This window comes from Streptomyces sp. NPDC033136 (assembly GCF_055578235.1).
In genome coordinates, this window is record NZ_JBVIPD010000026.1 from 94,182 (window position 1) to 118,310 (window position 24,129).

At 70.3% G+C, this 24,129-nt stretch carries 21 protein-coding genes, 1 tRNA gene and 1 pseudogene; 2 read left to right on the forward strand and 21 right to left on the reverse strand.

The window, feature by feature from the left end:
- Nucleotides 1–95: 95 nt before the first annotated feature.
- The 21 genes from ACZ5TL_RS33775 to ACZ5TL_RS33875 all read right to left on the reverse strand — a co-directional run bounded on the left by ACZ5TL_RS33775 (nucleotide 96) and on the right by ACZ5TL_RS33875 (nucleotide 23,088).
- The gene (locus tag ACZ5TL_RS33775) at nucleotides 96–911 is read right to left on the reverse strand and encodes a F0F1 ATP synthase subunit delta (RefSeq protein WP_468594618.1); all 816 of its coding nucleotides are present in this window, start codon (nucleotides 909–911) and stop codon (nucleotides 96–98) included.
- Complete coding sequence (locus ACZ5TL_RS33780; RefSeq protein ID WP_468594619.1) at nucleotides 908–1,456, reverse strand: F0F1 ATP synthase subunit B; 549 nt, start codon at nucleotides 1,454–1,456, stop codon at nucleotides 908–910. The genes ACZ5TL_RS33775 and ACZ5TL_RS33780 overlap by 4 nt, the downstream gene beginning before the upstream one ends.
- A gap of 44 nt (nucleotides 1,457–1,500) precedes the next feature.
- Nucleotides 1,501–1,731, reverse strand: coding sequence for an ATP synthase F0 subunit C (gene atpE, locus ACZ5TL_RS33785; protein WP_468594620.1), 231 nt, complete (start codon nucleotides 1,729–1,731; stop codon nucleotides 1,501–1,503).
- Between the two features lie 77 nt (nucleotides 1,732–1,808).
- Nucleotides 1,809–2,630, reverse strand: coding sequence for a F0F1 ATP synthase subunit A (gene atpB, locus ACZ5TL_RS33790; protein ID WP_468594621.1), 822 nt, complete (start codon nucleotides 2,628–2,630; stop codon nucleotides 1,809–1,811).
- A gap of 225 nt (nucleotides 2,631–2,855) precedes the next feature.
- Entirely contained in the window at nucleotides 2,856–3,293 is a 438-nt protein-coding gene (locus ACZ5TL_RS33795; RefSeq protein ID WP_468594622.1) for a hypothetical protein, read from the reverse strand.
- 299 nt (nucleotides 3,294–3,592) lie between these two features.
- On the reverse strand, nucleotides 3,593–4,939 hold the full coding sequence (locus tag ACZ5TL_RS33800; RefSeq protein ID WP_468594623.1) for an MraY family glycosyltransferase: 1,347 nt from the start codon (nucleotides 4,937–4,939) through the stop codon (nucleotides 3,593–3,595).
- Between the two features lie 129 nt (nucleotides 4,940–5,068).
- The gene (locus ACZ5TL_RS33805; RefSeq protein WP_468594624.1) at nucleotides 5,069–6,307 is read right to left on the reverse strand and encodes a serine hydroxymethyltransferase; all 1,239 of its coding nucleotides are present in this window, start codon (nucleotides 6,305–6,307) and stop codon (nucleotides 5,069–5,071) included.
- A gap of 68 nt (nucleotides 6,308–6,375) precedes the next feature.
- The gene (locus tag ACZ5TL_RS33810; RefSeq protein ID WP_468594625.1) at nucleotides 6,376–7,056 is read right to left on the reverse strand and encodes an arsenate reductase/protein-tyrosine-phosphatase family protein; all 681 of its coding nucleotides are present in this window, start codon (nucleotides 7,054–7,056) and stop codon (nucleotides 6,376–6,378) included.
- Entirely contained in the window at nucleotides 7,053–7,700 is a 648-nt protein-coding gene (locus ACZ5TL_RS33815) for an L-threonylcarbamoyladenylate synthase (RefSeq protein ID WP_468594626.1), read from the reverse strand. The genes ACZ5TL_RS33810 and ACZ5TL_RS33815 overlap by 4 nt, the downstream gene beginning before the upstream one ends.
- Before the next feature lie 70 nt (nucleotides 7,701–7,770).
- The gene (prmC, locus tag ACZ5TL_RS33820) at nucleotides 7,771–8,616 is read right to left on the reverse strand and encodes a peptide chain release factor N(5)-glutamine methyltransferase (protein ID WP_468594627.1); all 846 of its coding nucleotides are present in this window, start codon (nucleotides 8,614–8,616) and stop codon (nucleotides 7,771–7,773) included.
- 39 nt (nucleotides 8,617–8,655) lie between these two features.
- Nucleotides 8,656–9,732: a peptide chain release factor 1 gene (gene prfA, locus ACZ5TL_RS33825; protein WP_468594628.1), complete on the reverse strand. Its 1,077-nt coding sequence runs from the start codon at nucleotides 9,730–9,732 to the stop codon at nucleotides 8,656–8,658.
- A gap of 104 nt (nucleotides 9,733–9,836) precedes the next feature.
- Nucleotides 9,837–10,058, reverse strand: a complete 222-nt coding sequence (rpmE, locus tag ACZ5TL_RS33830) for a 50S ribosomal protein L31 (RefSeq protein WP_468594629.1) — start codon at nucleotides 10,056–10,058, stop codon at nucleotides 9,837–9,839.
- A gap of 198 nt (nucleotides 10,059–10,256) precedes the next feature.
- Nucleotides 10,257–11,393, reverse strand: coding sequence for an LCP family protein (locus tag ACZ5TL_RS33835; protein ID WP_468594630.1), 1,137 nt, complete (start codon nucleotides 11,391–11,393; stop codon nucleotides 10,257–10,259).
- Between the two features lie 208 nt (nucleotides 11,394–11,601).
- Complete coding sequence (locus tag ACZ5TL_RS33840; RefSeq protein WP_468594642.1) at nucleotides 11,602–13,389, reverse strand: trypsin-like serine protease; 1,788 nt, start codon at nucleotides 13,387–13,389, stop codon at nucleotides 11,602–11,604.
- Nucleotides 13,390–13,513: 124 nt separating this feature from the next.
- Nucleotides 13,514–15,571, reverse strand: a complete 2,058-nt coding sequence (gene rho, locus ACZ5TL_RS33845) for a transcription termination factor Rho (protein WP_468594631.1) — start codon at nucleotides 15,569–15,571, stop codon at nucleotides 13,514–13,516.
- Nucleotides 15,572–15,973: 402 nt separating this feature from the next.
- The gene (gene thrB / locus ACZ5TL_RS33850; RefSeq protein ID WP_468594632.1) at nucleotides 15,974–16,903 is read right to left on the reverse strand and encodes a homoserine kinase; all 930 of its coding nucleotides are present in this window, start codon (nucleotides 16,901–16,903) and stop codon (nucleotides 15,974–15,976) included.
- Nucleotides 16,904–17,244: 341 nt separating this feature from the next.
- On the reverse strand, nucleotides 17,245–18,303 hold the full coding sequence (gene thrC / locus ACZ5TL_RS33855) for a threonine synthase (RefSeq protein WP_468594633.1): 1,059 nt from the start codon (nucleotides 18,301–18,303) through the stop codon (nucleotides 17,245–17,247).
- A gap of 6 nt (nucleotides 18,304–18,309) precedes the next feature.
- On the reverse strand, nucleotides 18,310–19,602 hold the full coding sequence (locus tag ACZ5TL_RS33860) for a homoserine dehydrogenase (RefSeq protein WP_468594634.1): 1,293 nt from the start codon (nucleotides 19,600–19,602) through the stop codon (nucleotides 18,310–18,312).
- Between the two features lie 155 nt (nucleotides 19,603–19,757).
- Nucleotides 19,758–21,149, reverse strand: a complete 1,392-nt coding sequence (lysA, locus tag ACZ5TL_RS33865) for a diaminopimelate decarboxylase (protein ID WP_468594635.1) — start codon at nucleotides 21,147–21,149, stop codon at nucleotides 19,758–19,760.
- A gap of 24 nt (nucleotides 21,150–21,173) precedes the next feature.
- Complete coding sequence (gene nrtL, locus ACZ5TL_RS33870; RefSeq protein WP_468594636.1) at nucleotides 21,174–22,223, reverse strand: ArgS-related anticodon-binding protein NrtL; 1,050 nt, start codon at nucleotides 22,221–22,223, stop codon at nucleotides 21,174–21,176.
- Nucleotides 22,224–22,566: 343 nt separating this feature from the next.
- Nucleotides 22,567–23,088, reverse strand: coding sequence for a response regulator (locus ACZ5TL_RS33875; RefSeq protein ID WP_468594637.1), 522 nt, complete (start codon nucleotides 23,086–23,088; stop codon nucleotides 22,567–22,569).
- 109 nt (nucleotides 23,089–23,197) lie between these two features.
- Between ACZ5TL_RS33875 and ACZ5TL_RS33880 the strand changes: the two genes are divergently transcribed.
- Nucleotides 23,198–23,269, forward strand: a tRNA-Arg gene (locus ACZ5TL_RS33880).
- A gap of 504 nt (nucleotides 23,270–23,773) precedes the next feature.
- Nucleotides 23,774–24,129 (forward strand): annotated as a pseudogene (locus ACZ5TL_RS33885) (helix-turn-helix domain-containing protein); the annotation flags it as partial.

The following is a 24,129-nucleotide window of genomic DNA, read 5'->3' on the forward strand; positions in this document are numbered from 1 at the left end:
AGTTTCACTTTGGGGGTCTGGGGGCGACCCCCAGGATTCTTCTGCACGGCCCAACCAGGGCCGTCGTAAGTACGTACTGCCTATTGAGTTGCTGCTCAGCCGGCGAGCCGGCGGCTGGCGTCCTCGATACGGTCCGCGAGGGAGCCGTTGATGACCTCGTCACCGACCTGCACCCGGATTCCGCCGAGGACCTCGGGATCCACGTCCAGGTTGAGGTGCATCTTGCGGCCGTAGAGCTTCGCGAGGGCGGCGCCCAGGCGCTGCTTCTGCGGGTCGCTCAGCGGCACCGCCGAGGTGACGACGGCCACCATGCGGTCCCGGCGGTCGGCGGCGAGCTTGGACAGGGACTCCAGTCCCGACTCCAGGCTACGTCCCCGCGGCGCGGTCACGAGGCGCGTCACCAGACGCTCGGTGGCCGACTGCGCCCTGCCCCCGAGCAGGCTGCGCAGCAGCTCGCCCTTGGCCGAGGTGGTGGCCTTGCGGTCGGTCAGCGCGGCACGCAGCTCGGTGCTGCCGGAGACGATCCGGCCGAACCGGAACAGCTCGTCCTCGACGTCGTCGAGCTTGCCGGCCTGCTGGGCAGCGGTGAGGTCGGCGGCGTTGGCCAGCGTCTCCAGCGCGTCCACCAGGTCGCGCGACTGCGACCAGCGGGAGCGCACCATGCCGGCCACCAGGTCGGCGGCCGGGCCGCTGACCTGGGTGCCGAGCAGGCGCTGGGCCAGTTCGGCCTTGGCCTGACCGGCCTGCGCCGGGTCGGTGAGGACCCGACGCAGCGACACCTCGCGGTCGAGCAGCGCGGTGACGGCGGCCAGCTCGTCGGCGAGCCGCGCCGCGTCGGCGGACGTGGAGTCCGTCAGCGCGTCGAGACGCTCTCGTGCGGCTGCCAGGGCCTCGCGGCTCGCTCCGTTCATCGTCCGGCCTCGGCCTTCTCCTCGAGCTCGTCGAGGAACCGGTCGATCACGCGGCTCTGGCGGGCGTGGTCCTCGAGGGACTCGCCGACGAGCTTGCCGGCCAGGTCGGTGGCGAGCTTGCCGACGTCCTGGCGGAGCGCGGAAGCGGCGGCCTTGCGGTCGGCCTCGATCTGGGCGTGACCGGCGGCGACGATCTCCTCGCGCTGCCGCTGGCCCTCCGCACGCATCTCGGCGATGAGCGCGGCGCCCTGCTCCTGCGCCTCCTGGCGCAGGCGCGCGGCCTCGTGCCGGGCCTCGGCGAGCTGAGCCTTGTACTGCTCGAGCACGCTCTGGGCCTCGGTCCTGGCGGCCTCGGCCTTCTCCATCCCGCCCTCGATCGCCTCGCGGCGCTGCTCCAGAACCTTGTTGATGTTCGGGAGGAGCTTCTTGGCGAGGAAGCCGAAGACGATGACGAAGGCGAGCAGGCCGATGACGACCTCGGGGATCTCCGGGACGAGGGGGTTCTGGGCTTCCCCCTCGGCCGCGATAGTGAGCAGTAGGCTCATATCAGAGGGCCTTTCGTCGAGTGAGCTGGTCGTGGATCAGACGATCACAGGCCGTAGACGAACGGCATGACCAGGCCGATGAGGGCGAGCGCCTCACAGAAGGCGAAGCCGAGGATCTGGTTGGCGCGGATCAGACCGGCGGCCTCGGGCTGACGGGCGAGGGCCTCGGTGCCCTTGCCGAAGATGATGCCGACGCCGATGCCGGGGCCGAACGCGGCGATGCCGTAGCCAACGGAGGCGATCGAACCGGTGACGGCCGCAAGGGTGTAGGACATGCCAGGTTCTTCCTTTTCTTCACGGGCCGGTGGGTGTTGGCCACCGGGTGACTGGGGGTTCGGAGGGGGACGGACGCTCAGTGGTGCTCGGCGAGCGCGCCCTGGATGTAGGTGCAGGTCAGGAGGACGAAGACGTATGCCTGCAGGGCCTGGATGAAGAGCTCGAAGGCGGTCATCACGATGACCATCACGAACGAGACACTGGCGTAGGCGATGCCGATGCCGTTCAGCAGGTACCAGCTGGCGATGGTGAACAGCAGCAGCAGGATGTGGCCCGCGAACATGTTCGCGAAGAGTCGCACGGCGTGGGTGAACGGCCGCACGAGCAGGTTCGAGAAGGCCTCGATGAGCATGACGACCGGCAGCGCGCCACCGAGCGACTTGTCGTAGCCGGTGAAGTTCTTCAGGGCACCGGTGAAGCCCTGCCGCTTGAAGGTCAGCGAGACCCAAGTGATGTAGACGATCGCCGCGAGCGCCATCGGGTACGCGATGCTCGAGGTCACCGGGAACTGGGCGACCGGAATGATCGACCAGAGGTTCATCATCCAGACGAAGAAGAACAGTGCGACGACGAGCGGAACGTACTTCTCGCCTTCCTTCTTGCCCATCGTCTCGTACACGATGCCGCGCCGGATGAAGTCGTACCCCGCCTCGGCGACCATCTGCAGTTTGCCGGGAACGACCTGCGGCTTGCGGAAGGCCGCCCAGAAGAAGCCGACCACGACAACCGAGCCGAGCAGCGCCAGCAGCATCGTCTTGTTGAAGTACAGGCTGCTGTCCGCGTCGCCCCACAGGGGCTCGAACAGAAACGAGTGCAGGCCCGGAGAGGGGAAGCCACAGCCATCGAAGATGTGGCAGTCGGTCTCGAAGGCGAGCACCTGCGTCGGATCAGCACTCACCGCGGGCTCCTTCAGCGTGACGCATGGGTACGGCAACCTCGTTGTGTCGGCGCGGCGCACAGCCGCGGGTCGGCACTGGACTGGTGTTACGGATGTGGGGGCGGCTGTGGGGCATCAAGCCTCGCGATCGAGCAGGCGTCAGCTCAGATGCCCGCGCCCGCGATGCCGCAGTTGGCACCGGACGATAGCAGGGTCGCTCATGCGCCCTTGTCCCGGCCCTACGCCTCACGCCGGGCGCCCTGTTTTCTCGGCCGACTGCTCGGCCGAGGATTCGGGCTCGACGTAAAGGATCTTGGCCTTCATGGTGGCCCGCGCCTGCGTGGCCACCCACGTCAGGGTGGTGGCCACCAGCGTGAGGGCGAAGACCTTGGGGTCGAACAGCGTCGTGTCCTTGAAGACCGCGATGAAGACGAACAGCAGGAGGATCTGCGCCATGTAGAGCATCAGACCCATCGCCTGGAAGAGATGGGGAAGTGACCGGGCGGTCCACTGCAGGACATAGAGGCCCACGCCCATGAAAAGGATCACTACGGCGGTGGCGATCCCCGCGCCGACGGCCCCGTCGCCTCCCGCGGCCACCGCGCCGACGACGGCAGCCGTCACACCTACGACAGCCGTGGGCACGGCGGCCTGGGCCAGGATCCGGGCGTCATTGGACGGCATGGCGGCAACTCCGCTTTCGCAGGGGGCAGGGGTGTCGTCATGGACGAGCGTAGTCCCGGGCTGAGTGGAGACCTCACGCCAAATGGACCGTCGCACTGCGGTCCTTCGGCTCTATCCGGGGGGTTCTCGTGAACCGTATCACAAACTATTTGATGCAGTCTTTACCTGAGGGTGTGCGCACTGTCACACATGAGGGTGAACATGCGCGTCTGAGCGAGAACCTTGCCCAGATGTCTGGTATTGGGGCGCTTCGTACCCCCATCACCATCCCACGACTTGGCAATGCTCTAGTCAGATTCTTACCTTGTCCCGGCCTTGCCCCGGTCGGCCAGACGCGAACGGGGGCCGACGGCGGTCGCCCCGTTGACACCGGAGACCCCGGCCACCACCGGGGTGCGGTTCTCGGCACCGACGGCGGCGGGCTGTTCAGCGGCGGACGCCGGCGTCGAGGCCTCGGGTGACAGGGCCGCGACCGAGCGCCGGCGCCGGTAGCGCGGCGGCACGAAGTGCTCCATCCAGCGCGGGGCGCGTGGGGTGAAGCGCGGCAGCAGGAGCAGCACCAGGCCGATCGCGCTGAGGAACACGACACCGAGCACGATCCACATGGACGCCGAGTTGACCGAGTAGGCGAGGGCGCCGAAGGCGATCAGCGCGGACCAGAAGTACATGATGAGCACCGCGCGGCTGTGCGAGTGGCCGATCTCCAGCAGCCGGTGGTGCAGGTGGCCGCGGTCGGCGGCGAACGGGGACTGGCCGCGCCAGGTGCGGCGCACGATCGCCAGGACCAGGTCGGCGGCCGGGACCGCGATGATCGTCAGCGGCAGCAGCAGCGGGATGTAGACCGGGACCGTCTGGTGCACGGCCTCCTTCTCGGACCCGACGTACAGGTTGAGCGCGTCCGGGTCGACCTGCCCGGTGACGGAGATCGCGCCCGCGGCGAGGACCAGGCCGATCAGCATCGAGCCCGAGTCACCCATGAAGATCCGCGCCGGGTGCATGTTGTGCGGCAGGAAGCCCAGGCACATGCCCATCAGGATCGCCGCGAAGAGGGTGGCGGGGGCGGCGGCCTCGATGCCGTACGAGTACCAGATGCGGTAGGCGTACAGGAAGAACGCCGTGGCCGCGATGCAGACCATGCCGGCCGCGAGGCCGTCCAGGCCGTCGACGAAGTTGACCGCGTTGATGGTGATGACGACCAGGGCGACCGTCAGCAGGGTGCCCTGCCACTGGGTGAGCGCGACCGAGCCGACGCCCGGGATCGGCAGCCACAGGATGGTCAGACCCTGCACGACCATCACGCCCGCGGCGATCATCTGGCCGCCCAGCTTGATCAGGGCGTCGATCTCGAACTTGTCGTCCAGCACACCAATCAGCCAGATCAGCGCGGCCCCGGACAGCAGGGCCCGGGGCTCGTTCGACGTCTCGAAGACCTGGTTGAGGTTGGTCAGGTGGTCGGCGACCAGCAGGCCCGCGCACAAACCGAAGAACATCGCGATCCCGCCGAGCCGCGGAGTGGGTTCCCGGTGCACGTCACGTGCCCGGATCTCCGGCATCGCTCCGGCCACGATCGCGAACTTCCGTACCGGCCCGGTCAGCAGATACGTCACCGCGGCCGTGATGCAGAGCGTCAGCAGGTATTCACGCACGGGCTTCCCCACAGGTCTCGCTGGCCATCTCAGCCTCACACCCTAGCGATGCGCGCATAAGGGTGGGGACTTCCGGGTAGCGACGATGGTTGCACGAGTGGCTGTGCACCCTGATGCGCTTACCCCGGCTCAGCGGGGATACGGCGGAAATCCACCGGCCAGCTCCCGCACTTCTTCACGGGCCCTCGATGCTTCCGTCACGCCACGGAGCACCCCGGCGAGCAGCTTGGCGATCCGGGCCATCTCCGCCTCGCCCATGCCCTGCGTGGTGATCGCGGCCGTGCCGAGCCTGAGTCCCCGGGCGTCGCCGTGCGGCAGGGCACAGCAGTCCAGGACCAGGCCGGACGCGGCGAGCAGCCCCCGGGCGGTGCGGCCGTCGACGCCGAGCGGTGCCGGGTCGGCGGTGATCAGGTGGGTGTCCGTGCCGCCGGTGGTGACGACCAGGCCCTCGGCGGCCAGCCGGGCCGCGAGAACCCGCGCGTTCGCCACCACCTGATGGGCGTACGCGGCGAACGCCGGCGTTGCCGCCTCCCCGAACGCGACCGCCTTGGCGGCGATGGTGTGCATCTGCGCGCCGCCCTGTGTGAAAGGGAACACCGCCCGGTCGACCCGCTCTGCCAGCTCCGCGTGGCACAGGATCATGCCGCCGCGCGGACCGCGCAGCACCTTGTGCGTGGTCGCGCAGACGATGTCCGCGTAGGGCACCGGGTTCGGCGCCGCTCCCCCGGCGACGAGCCCGATGGGGTGCGCGGCGTCCGCGATGAGGTAGGCGCCCACCTCGTCGGCGACCTCGCGGAAGAACGCGTGGTCCATGTGCCGCGGGTAGGCGATCGAGCCGCACACGATCGCCTTGGGTCGGCGGGTGCGGGCCAGGGTGCGGACCTGCTCGTGGTCGATGAGCCCGGACTCGGCCTCCACGCCGTATCCGACGAAGTCGAACCAGCGGCCGGAGAAGTTGGCGGGCGAGCCGTGCGTGAGGTGGCCGCCGTAGGGCAGGCCGAGGGCGAGGACGGTGTCACCGGGGCGGAGCAGGGCGGCGTAGGCGGCGAGGACGGCCGAAGACCCCGAGTGCGACTGGACGTTGGCGTGGTCGGCGCCGAACAGGGCCCTGGCCCGGTCGACGGCGAGACGTTCGGCGATGTCGGCGACCTCACAGCCGCCGTGGTGCCTGGCCCCCGGGTAGCCCTCGGCGTACTTGTTGGCGAGCGGTGAGCCGAGGGCGGCCAGCACGGCCGGCGAGGTGAAGTTCTCGGCGGCGATCAGCTGGAGCGTCGTCGCCTGCCGCTCCCGTTCCGCGAGCAGGACGTCCGCGAGCTCCGGGTCCTGGCGGCGCAGGACATCGGCCTCGATGGCAGGGATGACCGTCATGGTGGGCTCCGGGCGTCGACGGTGACGTACGACCAATGTAGGCCCGGGGCCCGCTGGGCGCTCGGTCGTTACGTCCGTGCGGGGACGCCCGTCAGGGCCGTGACGACCGGGTCGAGCGCCTGGTGTATCTCGTCCCCGATGGACCGGAAGAACGTCAGGGGCGCGCCGTAGGGGTCGTACACCTCGTCCGCCTCGGCGTCCGGTGCCAGGAGCCACCCGCGGAGGGCCGCCGCGGCGCGTACCAGGGCACGCGCGCGGATGACCACGCCCTCCTCCAGCGGGGGCAGGGTCGCGGGGTCGATGGCCTTCACCAGGCGGGTGAACTCCTTGAGCGTGAAGGTGCGCAGGCCCGCCGAGTGGCCCATGGAGATGACCTGCGCCCGGTGGTCCCGGGTGGCGGTCAGCACCAGGTCGGCCCGGATCACGTGGTCGTCGAGGAGTTCGCGTCCGGTGAAGCCGGAGGCGTCCGCGCCGAAGTCGGCCAGGACGGTCTCGGCGTGGGACTCCATGGGCGCGCCCTCGTGGCCCCAGGTGCCCGCGCTCTCCACGATCAGACCGCCGCCCAGGATGCCAAGCCGCTCGGTGACGAAATGGCGGGTCAGCCGCTCGGTGATGGGTGAGCGGCACACGTTGCCGGTGCTGACGTGGAGGATGCGGAAGCTGTCGCGCGGAAGTCCCACGAAGGTCGTCGTGATCTCCGCCGCGCGTTCCCCGTTGCCTATGCCACGCCCCGCTCCAGCGGCCGTCAATTCGCCACCTCGAGGTCGGGTACGACCTTTCGCAGCTCGTCCGCCGAGAGGGCACCGGCGCGCAGCAGCACGGGGACCTCGCGGCTGACGTCGACGATCGACGACGGGACGATGCCGGGGGTCGGGCCGCCGTCCAGGTAGACGGAGACGGAGTCGCCGAGCATCTCCTGCGCGGCGTCGCAGTCCTCCGGCGCCGGGTGGCCGGTGAGGTTCGCCGACGACACGGCCATGGGGCCGACCTCGGTGAGCAGCTCGATGGCGACCGGGTGCAGCGGCATGCGCACGGCGACCGTGCCCCGGGTGTCGCCCAGGTCCCACTGGAGGGACGGCTGGTGCCTGGCGACGAGCGTCAGCGCGCCCGGCCAGAAGGCGTCGACCAGCTCCCAGGCCAGCTCGGAGAAGTCCGTGACGAGCCCGTGCAGCGTGTTCGGGGAGCCGATGAGGACGGGGGTGGGCATGTTGCGGCCCCGGCCCTTGGCCTCCAGCAGGTCGGAGACCGCCTCCGAGGAGAACGCGTCGGCGCCGATGCCGTACACCGTGTCCGTCGGCAGCACCACGAGTTCGCCACGGCGGACGGCGGACGCTGCCTCGCGCAGACCGGTCACGCGGTCGGTCGCGTCGTTGGTGTCGTATCGCCGTGCCATCTTTAGCTGGCCTCCTCGTACACGTGCTGCTGGGGTGATGTCCGCGAAGACCGCGGTGTGCCCGGTGCGCTCACGGCAGTGCCTTGCGGGCCGTGGCGAAACGCGGGCGGTTGTTCAGGTCCGGGTGGTCGGCGGCGTCGGTCCAGCCGCGGTCCTCGGCGAAGATCCACGGCACCTGTCCGCCCTGGGTGTCGGCGTGCTCCACGACCACGACGCCGCCGGGGCGCAGCAGCCGGTGCGCGGTGCGCTCCAGACCCCGGATCAGGTCGAGGCCGTCCTCACCGGAGAAGAGGGCCATGCCGGGGTCGTAGTCCCGTGCCTCGGGCGCGACGTACTCCCACTCGGTGAGCGGGATGTACGGCGGGTTGGAGACGACCAGGTCCACCTGGCCGTCCAGGTCCGGGAAGGCCGTCAGGGCGTTGCCCTGCCGCAGGTCGACCCTGGACCCCTCGACGTTCTTGCGGGTCCAGTGCAGGGCGTCCTCGGACAGCTCCACGGCGTGCACGCGCGAACGCGGCACCTCCTGGGCGAGGGCGAGCGCGATGGCGCCGGAGCCGGTGCACAGGTCGACGATGCACGGCTCGACGACGTCCATGGCGCGCACGGCGTCTATGGCCCAGCCGACCACGGACTCCGTCTCGGGCCGCGGCACGAACACCCCCGGCCCCACCTGGAGTTCCAGGTAGCGGAAGTAGGCGCGCCCGGTGATGTGCTGGAGCGGTTCGCGGGCCTCGCGGCGGGCGATGACCTCCCAGTACCGGGCGTCGAAGTCGGAGTCCTTGACGGAGTGCAGCTCGCCGCGCTTGACGCCGTGTACGAACGCGGCGAGTTCCTCCGCGTCGGTGCGCGGCGAGGGCACGCCGGCGTCGGCGAGCCGCTGGGTGGCCTGGGCCACCTCCGCGAGCAGCAGATTCACGCAAGTCCTCCGTAGTACTCGTACGTGCTCGTGCGTGCCTTACGCAGCCGCCAGTTTCGCCGCCGAGTCGGCGTCGACGCAGGCCTGGATCACCGCGTCGAGGTCGCCGTCCAGGACCTGGTCCAGGTTGTACGCCTTGAAGCCGACGCGGTGGTCCGAGATGCGGTTCTCCGGGAAGTTGTACGTGCGGATCTTCTCGGAGCGGTCGACCGTGCGGACCTGGCTGCGGCGGGCGTCGGCGGCTTCCTTCTCGGCTTCCTCCTGCGCCGCCGCGAGCAGCCTGGAGCGCAGGATACGCAGTGCCTGCTCCTTGTTCTGCAGCTGGCTCTTCTCGTTCTGGCAGGAGGCGACGACTCCGGTCGGAATGTGCGTGATGCGCACGGCGGAGTCGGTGGTGTTGACGGACTGTCCGCCGGGCCCGGAGGAGCGGTAGACATCGATGCGGAGGTCGTTCGGGTTGATCTCCACGTCGATCTCCTCGGCCTCGGGCGTCACGAGGACACCGGCCGCGGAGGTGTGGATCCGGCCCTGGGACTCCGTCGCGGGCACGCGCTGCACGCGGTGCACACCGCCCTCGTACTTCAGGCGGGCCCATACGCCCTGCCCGGGCTCCGTCGCCCCCTGGCCGCCCTTGGTCTTCACGGCGACCTGGACGTCCTTGTAGCCGCCCAGCTCGGACTCGGTGGCGTCGATGATCTCGGTCTTCCAGCCGACGCGCTCGGCGTACCGCAGGTACATGCGCAGCAGGTCGCCGGCGAACAGCGCCGACTCGTCACCGCCCGCGCCCGCCTTGATCTCGAGGATGACGTCCTTGTCGTCACTGGGGTCACGCGGGACGAGGAGCAGGCGCAGCTTCTCGGTCAGCTCCTCGCGCTGCTGCTCCAGTTCCTTGACCTCGGCCACGAAGTCGGGGTCGTCGGCGGCGAACTCGCGCGCGGTCTCGATGTCGTCGCCCGTCTGCGTCCAGGAGCGGTACGTCGCGACGATCGGGGTGAGCTCCGCGTAACGCTTGTTCAGCTTGCGCGCGTTGGCCTGGTCGGAGTGGACCGACGGGTCGGAGAGCTTCTTCTCCAGGTCGGCGTGCTCGGCGACGAGTTCCTCGACGGCCTCGAACATCTTGGGCTCCTGTGTACTTACGGGGGTGAAGGGCGGGCGACCAAAAACGCCGGTCCCGGAGCGCCCGGTGAGGGGGCGTCCGCGGACCGGCGGAATGGGGCTCGCTACTTCTTGGAGCCGGCGGCCTTGCCGAAGCGGGCCTCGAAGCGGGCCACGCGGCCACCGGTGTCGAGGATCTTCTGCTTGCCCGTGTAGAACGGGTGGCACTCGGAGCAGACATCGGCGCGGATGGAGCCGGACTCGATGGTGCTGCGAGTGGTGAACGACGCGCCGCAGGTGCAGCTGACCTGCGTCTCGACGTACGCGGGGTGGATGTCGCGCTTCAAGGTGTCTCCTAGGTTTCGGGAGGGCGCCGGGTCGCTGACGCGGGGTGCGGGAGCGTGAACCGGAGCCGACGTACCAGTCTGCCAGGACTGGGGCCTACTCCCCAAACCGGGGGTTGCCGTCGTTTGTTCCCCGCGGGGCGGACCTGGGCTGGTCGCGCCCACGCGGCGGAGCCGCACATCGGTACAGCCCCGCGCGCCTTACGGGGCGCTGACCACACCCTTGGCTTCGCCTGTCGCCGATCCGGAGGTCGCCGACTCGGGGATGGGCCTGTCGTGCTCCAGGGCCTTCCAGATCTGGTCGGCCTTCTTCTTCTGCAGCAGGACGCGGTTGGGGTCGGCCGGGTCGTAGGCCACCGGCATCGTGACCATGTGCATGTTGGACGGGGTGATGCCCTTGAGGCCGCCCGCGAAGGACGCGAGCTTGTTGACCGAGCCGAGGCCGGAGTCGGTCGTCACCGTCTTGGTCGCGGTCTCCGCGAGGTCGAGCAGCTTCTTGGGGCTGGTGAAGACGCCGATGTCCTTGACCTGTTTGACCAGGGCCTTGATGAAGGCCTGCTGGAGCTGGATGCGGCCGAGGTCGGAGCCGTCGCCGACGCCGTGGCGGGTGCGAACCAGGCCGAGGGCCTGCTCGCCGTCGAGTCTGTGGGTGCCGGCCTTCAGCTTCAGGTGGCTGTCGGGGTCGTCGATGCTCTTGGTCGTGGTGATCTCGACGCCGCCGAGGTCGTCGATGAGCTTCTGGAAGCCGGCGAAGTCGACCTCCAGATAGTGGTCCATGCGCAGGTCGGTGAGGGACTCGACGGTCTTCACGGCGCACGCGGCCCCGCCGGTGGAGTACGCGGAGTTGAACATGACGCCGTTCGCCGCGGGGTACTCCTTGCCCTCGGCGTCCGTGCACGCGGGGCGGTCGATGAGGGTGTCCCGCGGGACGGAGACCACGCTGGCCTTCTTGTGGCCCTTGTAGACGTGCACGATCATCGCCGTGTCGGAGCGGGCGCTGCCGTCGTCGGTGCCGCCGCCGAGCTTCTTGTTGCCGCCGGCGCGGGTGTCGGAGCCGAGGACCAGGATGTTCTCGGAGCCGTTGTCGGCCTTCCGGGGCCGGTCGGCGCCGAGGACCTGGTCGATGTCGACGCTCCTGAGGTTGTCGTTGAGCCTGAAGAGCAGGTACCCGGCCCCGGCGCCGCCCAGGACGACGATGCCCGCGGCGGTCCAGGCCGTGATCATCAGGCCCTTGTGACGCGTGCGGGACCTGCGGCGTCGGCCCTTGGCGCGGCGCCGCGCTCCCTCGGTTCCGGTTTCGCCCGGTATGTCCGGATCCGGCGTGCTCTCGGCAGCCATGTGCTCCTCAGCTCGTCTACGGTCGGCTACCCCCTGCGGTCAGCGTCAGGCGTCGAGGTCGGGGACCTCCTCCTCACACCATCGTCGCTCCGCCTGGTCAGACGGGGAAACTCGGAGAAGGGTTGCACGACGGACTGTGCCCACCGCGTGCGGCGGTGGGCACAGTCCGTGCTCGGTTGGCGCGGGACGTACCCGCTCACCTGCGGTGTCAGCCGAAGATGTCGTACTGCTTGAAGTCGGTACCGACGGACTTCCTTGTGGCGAAGATCTCGCTGGTCGCCTTGCCGGTGCCCGGGTACAGGTAGAGCGTGCCGCCGGGGGTGCGGGCCAGGAAGTCGGCCCTGCCGTCGCCGGTGACGTCGCCGGTGGCGTCGAAGGCGTTGTAGCCGCTCCACGTGCGCACCTTGACGCGGGCCGAGAAGGCGCCCGAGCCGGCCTTGCCGGTGCCCTTGTAGAGGTAGACGTAGCTGCCCGACCTGCTGCGGGCGATCAGGTCGGTCTTGCCGTCCCCGTTGAAGTCGCCCTTGCCGCGCACGGAGTTGTACTGGTTCCAGCCGGTGCCGACCTTCACGCGGGACGCGAAGCTGCCGTTGCCCTTGCCCGGGTAGATCCACATCACGCCCGCCGAGTCGACCGAGAGCAGGTCGGGCAGGTAGTCGCCGGTGACGTCACCGGGGGTGATGACGCGGGTGCGGGTCTTCCAGTTGTCGGCGAGCTTCTTGGTGGACCAGGTGCCGCTGGAGATCACGTAGTGGGTCCAGAAGAGGTCGCCGTCGCTGCTGCGCCGGTGGACCAGGTCCTGGTAGCCGTCCCGGTCGAGGTCGGTCTGCAGGACGACGTTGACGCCGTTCCAGTTGCCCCAGGACTCGCGGGCGGCGAACGACGTGCCCTTGGAGTCCTTGGAGTAACCCGTCTTGGTGGAGGCCTTGCGCACCCACAGGTCGGCCTTGTGGTCGCCGCTGATGTTGGTGTCGTCGAGGCGCGGGTAGGTGGCGCCGACGTACGAGCGCACCTTGCTGAAGACGCTGTAGGCGCCCTTGGCGACGCAGTCCGTCACGCCCCAGGACACGACACCGACGATCCGGTTGTTCACGACCAGCGGGCCGCCGGAGTCGCCGTTGCAGGCGGAGACGGTGCCGGTGTCGCTGCCGGTGGCGGGCTTGCCCGCGCAGACCATGTGGCCCTTGACGAAGTCGCTGCCGTAGGCGCCGGCGCAGGTCGTGTCGGACTGCATGGGCAGCGTGGCGGTCTTCAGCGTCTCGGAGATGGCGTCGCTGGTCGAGCTGGTGCGGCCCCAGCCGTAGACCTTGGCGCTGGTGCCGGCCTTGTACGACGTGGTGTCGCCGGACGTCGTCATCCGGATCGGGGTGGCCTTCACCGGGACGGGCAGGGTGAGCACGGCGATGTCGTTGTCGATGGTCGTCGCGTTGTACGACGGGTGGTTCCACTGCCGCCAGACGCCGGTGACGGTGCCGCCGTGCAGGTCGGTGCCGTCGGCCGAGGGCAGCTGCGCGGTGCCGGTGACGACGGCGCCGTTGCCCTTCCAGTTGTAGCCCTTGACGCAGTGCGCGGCGGTGAGGATCTTCGTCGGCGCGACGACGGCGCCACCGCAGAAGAAGCCGATGTCGTCACCGGTGGTGGAGGTGCCCCGGTCGTCGTAGTAGTGGAGCTGCGCCATCCACGGGGCCGTGCTGATGGTGGTCTCGTTGCCGCCGATGACCTTCGGGTTGATGCTGCCGGCGACGGTGCCCGCGCTGAGCGAGGCCTTGCTCGTCTTCCCGGCGACGTCGTCACCGGCCATGGCGCCGGCGACGCGCTTCTCCAGCTCGGCGAGCGACGGCGAGCTGGTGGCGGGCTTGACCGTCGGCTGCGGCAGCGGGGTGGCCGCACCGGCGGACGTCGTCAGCAGCGCGGCGGCCACGGCGGTGGCGGCACCGGCCGCGGCGACGGGCAGTGCGATGCGTATCCGGCGTCTGTGCCGACCGCCCCCGGACATGGGTGTACCCACGTATGTCCCCCCCTCGGGATCACAAGTTCGAAGAGAGCGTGATCCTATCTCTACATGGACACCACAAAGGGCCGCCCCCTTAAGGGGAGCGGCCCTCTCGCGCGGTGCTGCGTCAGTCGCCGTTGCCGGGCGTCGGCGTCGTCTTCTGGATCTGCATCAGGAACTCGGCGTTCGACTTCGTCTGCTTCATCTTGTCGAGGAGCAGCTCGACCGCCTGCTGCTGGTCGAGCGCGTGCAGCACCCGGCGCAGCTTCCAGACGATGGCGAGCTCGTCGGGGGCGAGCAGGATCTCTTCCTTGCGGGTACCGGACGCGTCCACGTCCACCGCCGGGAAGATGCGCTTGTCGGCGAGCTTCCGGTCGAGCTTCAGCTCGGCGTTGCCCGTGCCCTTGAACTCCTCGAAGATCACCTCGTCCATGCGGGACCCGGTGTCCACCAGGGCGGTGGCGAGGATGGTGAGCGAGCCGCCGTCCTCGATGTTCCGGGCCGCACCGAAGAAGCGCTTCGGCGGGTACAGCGCCGTCGAGTCGACACCACCGGACAGGATGCGGCCGGAGGCCGGGGCGGCGAGGTTGTACGCACGGCCCAGGCGGGTGATCGAGTCGAGCAGCACGACCACGTCGTGACCCAGCTCCACCAGGCGCTTGGCGCGCTCGATGGCCAGCTCGGCCACCGTCGTGTGGTCCTCGGCCGGGCGGTCGAAGGTCGAGGAGATGACCTCGCCCTTCACCGACCGCTGCATGTCTGTGACCTCTTCCGGACGCTCGTCGACGAGGACGACCATCAGGTGGCACTCGGGGTTGTTGTGCGTGATCGCGTTGGCGATCGCCTGCATGATCATGGTCTTGCCGGTCTTCGGCGGGGCCACGATCAGACCGCGCTGGCCCTTACCGATCGGCGACACGAGGTCGATGATGCGGGTGGTGAGGACACCCGGGTCCGTCTCCAGGCGGAGGCGGTCCTGGGGGTACAGCGGCGTCAGCTTGTTGAACTCGGGCCGCCCGCGCCCGGATTCGGGCGCCATGCCGTTGACGGAGTCCAGGCGCACCAGCGCGTTGAACTTCTCGCGCCGCTCGCCTTCCTTGGGCTGGCGCACGGCACCGGTGATGTGGTCGCCCTTGCGCAGGCCGTTCTTGCGGACCTGGGCGAGGGAGACGTACACGTCGTTCGGGCCGGGCAGGTAGCCGGACGTTCGGATGAAGGCGTAGTTGTCGAGGATGTCCAGGATGCCCGCGACGGGGATCAGGACGTCGTCCTCGTTGATCTGCGGCTCCGTGGCCATCTCGTCGCGCCCGCGGCGGCCACGGCGGTCCCGGTAGCGGCCGCGACGGCCACGACGGCCGCCCTCGAAGTCGTCGTCGTCCTGCTGACCGCGGTCCTGGCGACCGCCGCCGCCCTGCTGGTTCTGCTGCTGGCCGCGCTGGCCGCCGCCCTGCTGGTCGTCGCCCTTGCCGCTGCGGCGGTCGCGGTCACCGCGGTCACGGTCCCGGCCGCGGTCACGGCGGTCGCGACGGCGGCCCTCGCCGTCACCGGAGTCGGACTTGGCGTCGTTGCCGGAGGACTGCTGCTGCGACTGCGCGGGCGTCTCGGCCTTGGGCTCGTTCTTCGCCTCGGCCGCGACCGTCTCGGGAGTGGAAGCGGGGGCTCCGGCCTCGGCGGTGGAACGGCGACGGCGGCGCTCGGACGGCGCGTCGTCTCCCCCGCGCTCGGCTTCGCTCGCGCGGGTGGGGCCCCCAGCGGGCTGACCGGGAATGTCGATCTGCTGCTGGGCGGCGGCCTTGCCGGCCGTGTCGGCGGGGGCCTCGGAGGCCTCCTTCGCGCCGGCCTTCTTCTCGGCCTTCTCGGCGTTGTCACCCGTACGGGTCCGGGAAGTCGCGCGGCGCTTCGGCTTGGTCTCGGCGGCGGCGTCGGCCTTCGCGGCCGGCGCGGCGCCGCCGGACGCCTGCGCCTCCTTGATGACCTCGATCAGCTGGCTCTTGCGCATGCGCGCGGTGCCCCTGATGCCGAGGCCGGATGCGACCTGCTGCAGCTCGGCCAGCACCATGCCCTCGAGGCCGGTACCGCGGCGCCGCCGGGAGCCGGCACCGGTGGCAGGCGCGGAGGCGTCCGTGGCGGGCGCGGCAGCGGTCTCCTCGACACGTGCGCCCATCAGATCGGTGGTGTCGCTCACGAAGGGTCCTTCCCTGGAGCGGACGTCGGCCTGTCTGGCTCGGCGACCGGTTGTGCTGTCCGACTTCGGTCCGTGTGGTGTGAACCGTGCCGGGGCGGTGGTCCGCCTAAACGGCGGAGGAATCTGGTGATGGCGCTTCCTTGAGCCGTGGCACCCAGTGTCAGTGTCACGTGGCGTGGTCGCACCGGTTCCGGAGCGTGCCCTGCGCCCCGCTCAGTGTCCTTGTACGGCGTACGGTCCGACGTACGGAACACAGTGCGGCTTGGGGGGCTCCCGGAAGAATGTCTGTCCCGGACGGGGACACGAGGCACCTCGCCATGGTGGGGTCGGGTGCAGACTTGAGATTAACACTACCGGATCCAACAAACATTCCCCCTCTCGAAATCCGGCAATCGTGTGCTTCTAGATGTCACCGGAGGTGGCGAGCGGAAGCACACTCGCGCCCTGCGGATCGAGGCTCAGCCGGTTGGCGGCCCAGTCCGTGCCGGCCAGGGCTTGGACCTTGTCGGCGGTGTCCGCGTCGGCCAGCGCCATGACCGTCGGTCCGGCGCCGGAGATGACCGCGGGGATGCCGTCGCCCCGCAGCCGCTCCACCAGTGCCGCACTCTCGGGCATGGCCGGCGCGCGGTACTCCTGGTGCAGGCGGTCCTCGGTGGCGGGCAACAGCAGTTCGGGGCGCCGCGTCATGGCCTCGACGAGCAGGGCGGCCCGGCCGGCGTTGGTGGCGGCGTCGACGTGCGGCACGGTGCGCGGGAGCAGGCCACGCGCGGTTTCGGTGAGTACCGGTTTTCCGGGCACGAAAACCACCGGAACGATGGAATCGGCGGGCTCCATCCTGATCGCCCGGGCCGCGCCGCCCTCCATCCAGGACAGCGTGAAGCCGCCCAGCAGGCACGCCGCGACGTTGTCGGGGTGACCCTCGATCTCGGTGGCGAGCTCCAGCAGCGCGGTGTCGTCGAGCTTGGCCTCCGCGCCTATGGTCACGGCCCGGGCGGCGACGATGCCGGCGCAGATGGCGGCCGAGGAGGAGCCGAGGCCCCGGCCGTGCGGAATGCGGTTGGCGCAGACGATCTCCAGACCGCGCGGCTGTCCGCCCAGCAGGTCGAATGCGGTGCGCAGGGAACGGACGAGAAGGTGCTTCTCGTCGCGCGGGAGCGTCTCGCTGCCCTCACCCGCGATGTCGATGTGCAGCCCGGAGTCGGCCACCCGGACGACCACGTCGTCGTACAAGCCCAGCGCGAGGCCGAGGGCGTCGAAGCCCGGGCCGAGGTTGGCGCTGGTGGCGGGGACGCGCACCCGGACGGCGGCGGCGCGGAACGCTGGACCGGCCATCGCTCGATGACTCTCCTTGAGCTGCGTGATGGTCGAATGACGTGGGATGGACATCCGATGGCGTACGAGAACCCTGGGGGCCGCTGCCGACCGGGGTGGCCGGCCACTGTCCCGGGCCGCCGAGACGGCGCGGCACCGCGCTCCATGCGAAGGCATATGCGCGGGCGGGTTCAGTACAGCCTATCGAAGGAAGGTTCTGTGGCGACACAGGGCGCACAGGAGGCGCACGATGCGTGTCGTAAGCCCCCTGTGCACCCGCCGTAGGGAGATTCCCCAGGTAAGCGCCGTCTTACGCCGGAACGTGTCGGGCATTACACCGGCGCTCGGCGCGTCAGCGCACGTCAGGCCAGCCCGAGGCGCTCCGCCGCGGCCACCGCGTCGACGGGGACGGTGACCGGCTGCGGGGCTCCGGCGACGGCCCAGTCGGGGTCCTTCAGCCCGTTGCCGGTGACCGTGCAGACGATCCGCTGCCCGGGGTCGACCTTGCCCTGCTCGGCGGCCTTCAGCAGGCCGGCTACGGACGCGGCGGACGCGGGCTCGACGAAGACGCCCTCCTGGGAGGCCAACAGCCGGTAGGCGCGCAGGATCTCACGGTCCGTCACCTCGTCGATGAAACCGCCCGACTCGTCCCGCGCGGCGAGCGCGTACTGCCAGGAGGCCGGGTTGCCGATGCGGATGGCGGTGGCGATGGTCGAGGGGTCCTTGACGACCTCGCCGCGCACGATCGGAGCGCTGCCGGATGCCTGGAAACCCCACATCCGCGGGGTCCGGGAGGCGACGCCGTCGGCGGCGTACTCCTTGTAGCCCTTCCAATAGGCCGTGATGTTGCCCGCGTTGCCCACCGGCAGGACGTGGACGTCAGGCGCGTCGCCGAGCATGTCCACGATCTCGAACGCGGCCGTCTTCTGCCCCTCGATACGCACCGGATTGACCGAATTGACCAGAGCGACGGGGTAGTTGTCGCTCAGGCCACGGGCGAGGGTGAGGCAGTCGTCGAAGTTGCCGTCGACCTGGAGGATCTTCGCGCCGTGCACGAGGGCCTGGCCCATCTTGCCGAGCGCGATCTTGCCCTGCGGCACGAGCACGGCGCAGACCATCCCGGCCCGGACGGCGTAGGCGGCGGCGGAGGCCGACGTGTTGCCGGTGGAGGCGCAGATGACGGCCTGCGCGCCCTCCTCCTTGGCCCGGGTGATGGCCATGGTCATGCCGCGGTCCTTGAAGGACCCGGTCGGGTTCGCGCCCTCCACCTTGAGGTGGACCTCGCAGCCCGTGCGCTCGGAGAGCACCTGCGCGGGCACGAGGGGCGTGCCGCCCTCGCGGAGCGTCACGACCGGCGTGGTGTCGGATACCGGCAGCCGGTCCCGGTACTCCTCGATGATTCCGCGCCACTGGTGGGTCATTGCTGGTTACTCTCCTTCAACCCGCATGATGCTGGCGACACCACGCACGGTGTCGAGCTTGCGCAACGCCTCGACGGTCCCGGTGAGGGCGGCGTCGGACGCACGGTGCGTGACGACGACGAGGGACGCCTCGCCGTCCTTCCCCTGCTGGCGAACCGTATCGATCGAGACGCCGTGCTCGGCGAAGACGGTCGCGACCTGGGCGAGAACGCCCGGTTTGTCGGCCACGTCGAGGCTGATGTGGTAGCGCGTGACGACATCGCCCATCGGGGACACGGTGAGGGCGGCGTAGGCGGACTCGCCCGGTCCGGTCGTGCCGTTGAGGCGGTTGCGGCAGACGGCGACGAGGTCGCCGAGCACGGCGGAGGCCGTGGGGGAACCGCCCGCTCCGGGGCCGTAGAACATGAGCTGCCCGGCGGCGTCGGACTCGACGAACACGGCGTTGTAGGCGCCGCGGACGGAGGCCAGCGGGTGGCTGAGCGGGATCATGGCCGGGTGCACGCGCGCGGTGACGGACCCTCCGTCCGCGGCCCGCTCGCAGATGGCGAGCAGCTTGATGGTGCAGCCCATCTCCTTCGCGGAGGCGAAGTCGGCCGCCGTCACCTCGGTCATGCCCTCGCGGTAGACGTCGTCCAGGCGTACGCGCGTGTGGAAGGCGATGCCGGCGAGGATGGCGGCCTTGGCGGCGGCGTCGAAGCCCTCGACGTCGGCGGTCGGGTCGGCTTCGGCGTATCCCAGGGCGGTGGCCTCGTCGAGGGCCTCCTGGTAGCCGGCCCCGGTCGAGTCCATCTTGTCGAGGATGAAGTTGGTCGTGCCGTTGACGATGCCCATCACGCGGTTGATCTTGTCGCCGGCGAGGGACTCGCGCAGCGGCCGGACCAGCGGGATGGCACCGGCGACGGCGGCCTCGTAGTAGAGGTCCTTGCCGTGCTGCCCGGCGGCGGCGTGCAGGGCCGCTCCGTCCTGGGCGAGCAGCGCCTTGTTGGCGGAGACGACGGAGGCGCCGTGCTCGAAAGCGGTGGTGATGAGGGTCCGGGCGGGCTCGATGCCCCCGATGACCTCGACCACGACGTCGATGTCGCCGCGTTTGACGAGGGCGGTCGCGTCGGTGGTGACCAGCTCGGGGGCGATGCCCTCGCGCACCTTGTCGGGCCGCCGTACGGCCACGCCCGCGAGCTCCACCGGGGCCCCGACGCGGGCCGTGAGGTCGTCGGCGTGCGTCGTCATGATGCGCGCCACCTCTGAGCCGACCACTCCACAGCCCAGCAGCGCCACCTTCAGCGGACGCGTACGCATCATCCGACCTCGTTTCCTCATTACCGTCTACGGTGGAACCAGTCTCACTCACCGGACGGGAGTTTCTGCCCCCAGTCCGGATCGTGAGACGTGCATTTCATTTGTGCGGGGGCGGCGGACAGGAGATCTTCCGCCGCCCGTGGCCTGCGGCTCCTCACTCAGCCGACGTCGAGACGCAGCAGGTCCTCCTCCGTCTCGCGCCGGACGATCACCCGCGCCGCACCACCGTCGACGGCGACGACCGGCGGGCGGAGCACGTGGTTGTAATTGCTGGCCATGGACCGGCAGTAGGCGCCGGTCGCGGGCACGGCGATGAGGTCACCCGGCGCCAGGTCGGCCGGCAGGAACGCGTCCTTGACCACGATGTCCCCGCTCTCGCAGTGCTTGCCGACGACGCGGGCGAGCATCGGCTCGGCGTCGGAGGTGCGGGAGACCAGCGCGACGCTGTACTCGGCGTCGTACAGCGCGGTGCGGATGTTGTCCGACATGCCGCCGTCCACGGAGACGTAGGTCCGCAGCCCGTCGAGGGGCTTGACGGTGCCGACCTCGTAGAGCGTGAAGGCGGTCGGGCCGACGATGGCCCGCCCCGGCTCCACGGAGATCCGTGGCGTACGCAGCCGGGCGGCCTCGCACTCCCGGGTGACGATCTCGGTGAGCGCCTTGGCGATCTCGTGCGGCTCACGGGGGTCGTCGCCGCTGGTGTACGCGATGCCGAGCCCGCCGCCGAGATCGATCTCGGGCAGCTCGACGCCGTGCTCGTCGCGGATGTCCTTCAACAGCCCGACCACCCGATGTGCAGCGACCTCGAACCCGGACATGTCGAAGATCTGCGAGCCGATGTGGCTGTGGATGCCGACCAGCTCGAGACCCTCGAGCTGGAGCGCCCGGCGCACGGCCTCGGCGGCCTGGCCACCGGCCAGCGGGATGCCGAACTTCTGGTCCTCGTGGGCCGTGGCGATGAACTCGTGGGTGTGGGCCTCGACGCCGACGGTGATCCGGATGAGGACCTTCTGCCGCTTCCCGAGGCTCCGCGCGATGTGGGCGACGCGGACGATCTCCTGGAAGGAGTCGAGCACGATGTGCCCGACTCCGGTCTCGACGGCCCGGGTGATCTCGTCGACGGACTTGTTGTTGCCGTGGAAGGCGATGCGCTCGGCGGGCATGCCGGCGGACAGGGCGGTGGCCAGCTCCCCGCCGGAGCAGACGTCGACGTTCAGCCCCTCCTCGTGCAGCCAGCGCACGACGGCGCGGGAGAGGAAGGCCTTGCCCGCGTAGAAGACGTCGGCCTCGGTCCCGAACGCGCTGCGCCACGCACGCGCGCGTGCCCGGAAGTCGGCCTCGTCGAGGACGTAGGCGGGGGTGCCGAACTCCTCGGCGAGCCGGGTGACGGGGATACCGCCGACGGTGACGACACCGTCCGCGTCACGCGTCACGGTCTGGGCCCACACCTTGGGGTCCAGCGCGTTGAGGTCGGCGGGCGGGGCGGAGTAGTGGCCCTCGGGGAGGACATCGGCGTGACGGGGCCCGGCGGGGTGTGCGGAACGGCTCATGGTTCGTGTGTCTCTTCTTGGCTCTCAGAGATGGTCGGGTGCGTCGATGCCGAGCAGGGACAGGCCGCCGGCCAGCACCGTCCCGGCGGCTTCGGCGAGCGCGAGCCGGGCACGGTGGGCGGCCGAGGGTTTCTCCTCGCCGCGGGGCAGCACGGCGGGGAGCAGGGGCAGCGTGGCGTCGGCGACAGTGACGAGGTGCCGGGCCAGACGGTCGGGGGTGTGGTGCGTGGCGGCGGCGGTGAGGAGGCGGGGGTGGTCGCCGAGCAGGGCGAGCAGCGCGTCCGCGTCTGCCCCGCTCACCGGGCCGGGCTCGGAGTGGAAGCCCAGGTCGGTGGCGTTGCGCAGGAGGGCCCGGGTGCGGGCGTGGGCGTACCGGACACGGAAGAGGGGGTTGGTCTCCCGCTGCACGAGATGCTCGCGCGTGATGCGGGGCCGGTCGTGGGCGGCGGGGTGCAGCAGGGCCCAGCGGGCGGCGTCGCGCCCGAGAGGAAGGGGATCGGCGGGGGCGGGCGCCGGACGCAGGTCGATACGACGGTCGGCGAAAGTGCGGGGCCCTCGGCTGGTGACGTCCACGCCGAGGACGGACTCCCACTCCGGAGCGGGCCGGCCGTCGCACTCGACCCGTACGAAGTCGCCCTGACTGCACAGCACACGGGCGAGCACGTCCGCGATCACGACAGCCCGGACCTCTGCCGGGCACCGGACCTCGACCCTGTTCCCGCTTGACCCCGCGACGCACCCGTACCGCCGCCCGCGCCGCAGGATCGCCTCGACGAGCCCGGCGGAGGCGGTGCTCTCCAGGCTGAGGTTGAGGAACCCGGGCCCGGTGACGACGACGTCGGTGATGCGCCGTTCGTCGAGCAGCCGCGCGCGCAGGATCTCGGCGACGCGCTGCGGCGGCTCCCCCGCCGCACCGGCCAGCTGCAGGGCGATGTTGGTGGCGTAGTCGCCACAGCCCCCGGGGCCCGGCGGCGTGACCACGGCTCGCTCCGGCACCGTCACGCTGAGCTCCCCGTCGTCGACAGCGCGACGCACGGCGTGCAGCACGGTGCGGGAGAGCTCGACGGGGGTCACGGGACAAGCGTATGGGAGGAGGGGGGTGGGTGAGCGAACCGGTTTCGGGAGGGTCCGGGATGTGGACGCGGAGGGTGGTGGACGGGGGCGCGCTGCTCCCCGCTCACTTCACTGCGCCACCCCGACCGCGGCCGCGCCCCCGGCGACGAACCCGCCCGAGCAGGGCCGGCTCACCGACTGCGGCACGGTCGGCTGTGCGACAAGGCCATCTATGGCACGGCCGACTGTGCAACGGGGTCGTCTACCGTACGGCCGACTGCACAACAGGGCCTGCCGGCGCGGCGGGGCTCGCGCTGCTCGTCGCCGGGCCGTCTACGGCACGGCCGACGCACAACACGGTCGACTACGGCACGGCCGGCTGATCCACCGCCGGCGCCTGGGTACCGTCTTCCGCGGGGTCGGAGTCCCCACCCCCCTGCTGCCGCCCTCCACGCCCCGCCCGCTCCATCAACTGCCGCACCATCCGGACCAGTTCGGTCGGCTCGAAGGGCTTGGAGAGAAAGGCGTCGACCCCCGCCTCGAGCCCGGCCTCGACCTCGAGATGGCTGCAGGCGCTGACGATGGCCAGCGGCACGTCACGGGTACGTGGGTCGGCCCGCAGGCGAGCGGCGGTCGTGAGTCCGTCCAGCCGGGGCATGACGACGTCGAGGGTCACGACATCGGGCCGCACCTGATGGACGACATCCAGGCACTCGGCACCATCGGCCGCGGTCACGACCTCCAGCCCCTCCAGCTCGAGGTTGACCCTGATCAACTGTCGGATGACCTTGTTGTCGTCCACAACAAGCACCCGACCCGACGCGCCTGGCACAACTCGAGAGTAGGTCGGCCCCGGCCACCGCGTCCGGGTTTTCCCCACTTCCACCCCGCACGAGCGTTCCGAACCCCCGCCCCCGGCAGCGGAAACCCGTTCATGACCACCCCGAGGGAGCTGGTAGTGTTCTACCCGTCGCCGCGAGCAACGCGACGGACACGCCCCCGTAGCTCAGGGGATAGAGCAACGGCCTCCGGAGCCGTGTGCGCAGGTTCGAATCCTGCCGGGGGCACCTTGCACGAGGTGCCCAAAGACCCCGCCACCAGCGAGAACGCTGAGGACGGGGTCTTCGCGTATGTGCAGGCGTGTGCGGCCCGGAGCGGGCGTATGTCGGGGGCTGTGGACGAGGCGTGGACGGGATCTTGGAGCATCGCCGCAGGTGACGTCGGCAAAAGGACGGGAGCCCGCATCAGCGCCAGACCACCACTCCGGGACCATGACGACGCCGTGCCCGCAGTACCTAGGGGAACACCCAGCGCCCTGCTGCGGGACACGGGCTCAAGCCTTGCTCCAGGCCCGGCGATGGCGAGCGCCGTTGTGCACCTGTTCTACCTGCTCGGTGGTCAGCACCCCTGAGAGTGGGGCCAGAGCCGAGACTTGGCGCTCCTGGTACACCCCGGACGTCGAGTTGCGTGGCGACCACCTTGAGGTCGGTGACGCCAACAGAAACAAGTACTGAGCCCTTTCCAACTTGACGACTGAGCACGTCAGTTGGGCTGACAGACAGATGAAGCCCCTGGTAGATGGGTTTTCGACCAAGAAGAACCGTCTCCACCAGAGGCTTCGTGCGCTTGTCTACCCGTCCGGCGTCGACGTGTCCAGCTCGGGCCCTGCGCTTCTTGTCCGCCAGGCTCCGCAGGCACCGCCGGGAGCTCGCCACCCGGTGGCGGCGTCTGAGCCCGGACCGGCAGGCTTTGCTCACCCTCGCCCACCTTCGCAGCGGCCATCCGTACGCCCAGCTCGCAGCCGGTTTCGGCATCGGGACCACGACGGCCTACCGGTACATCGCCGAGGCCGTCGAGCTCCTGGCCGCGCTCGCCCCGACTCTCGCGGAAGCGGCCCGGACGGCGTCGACGAAGGCGTTCGTGCTTC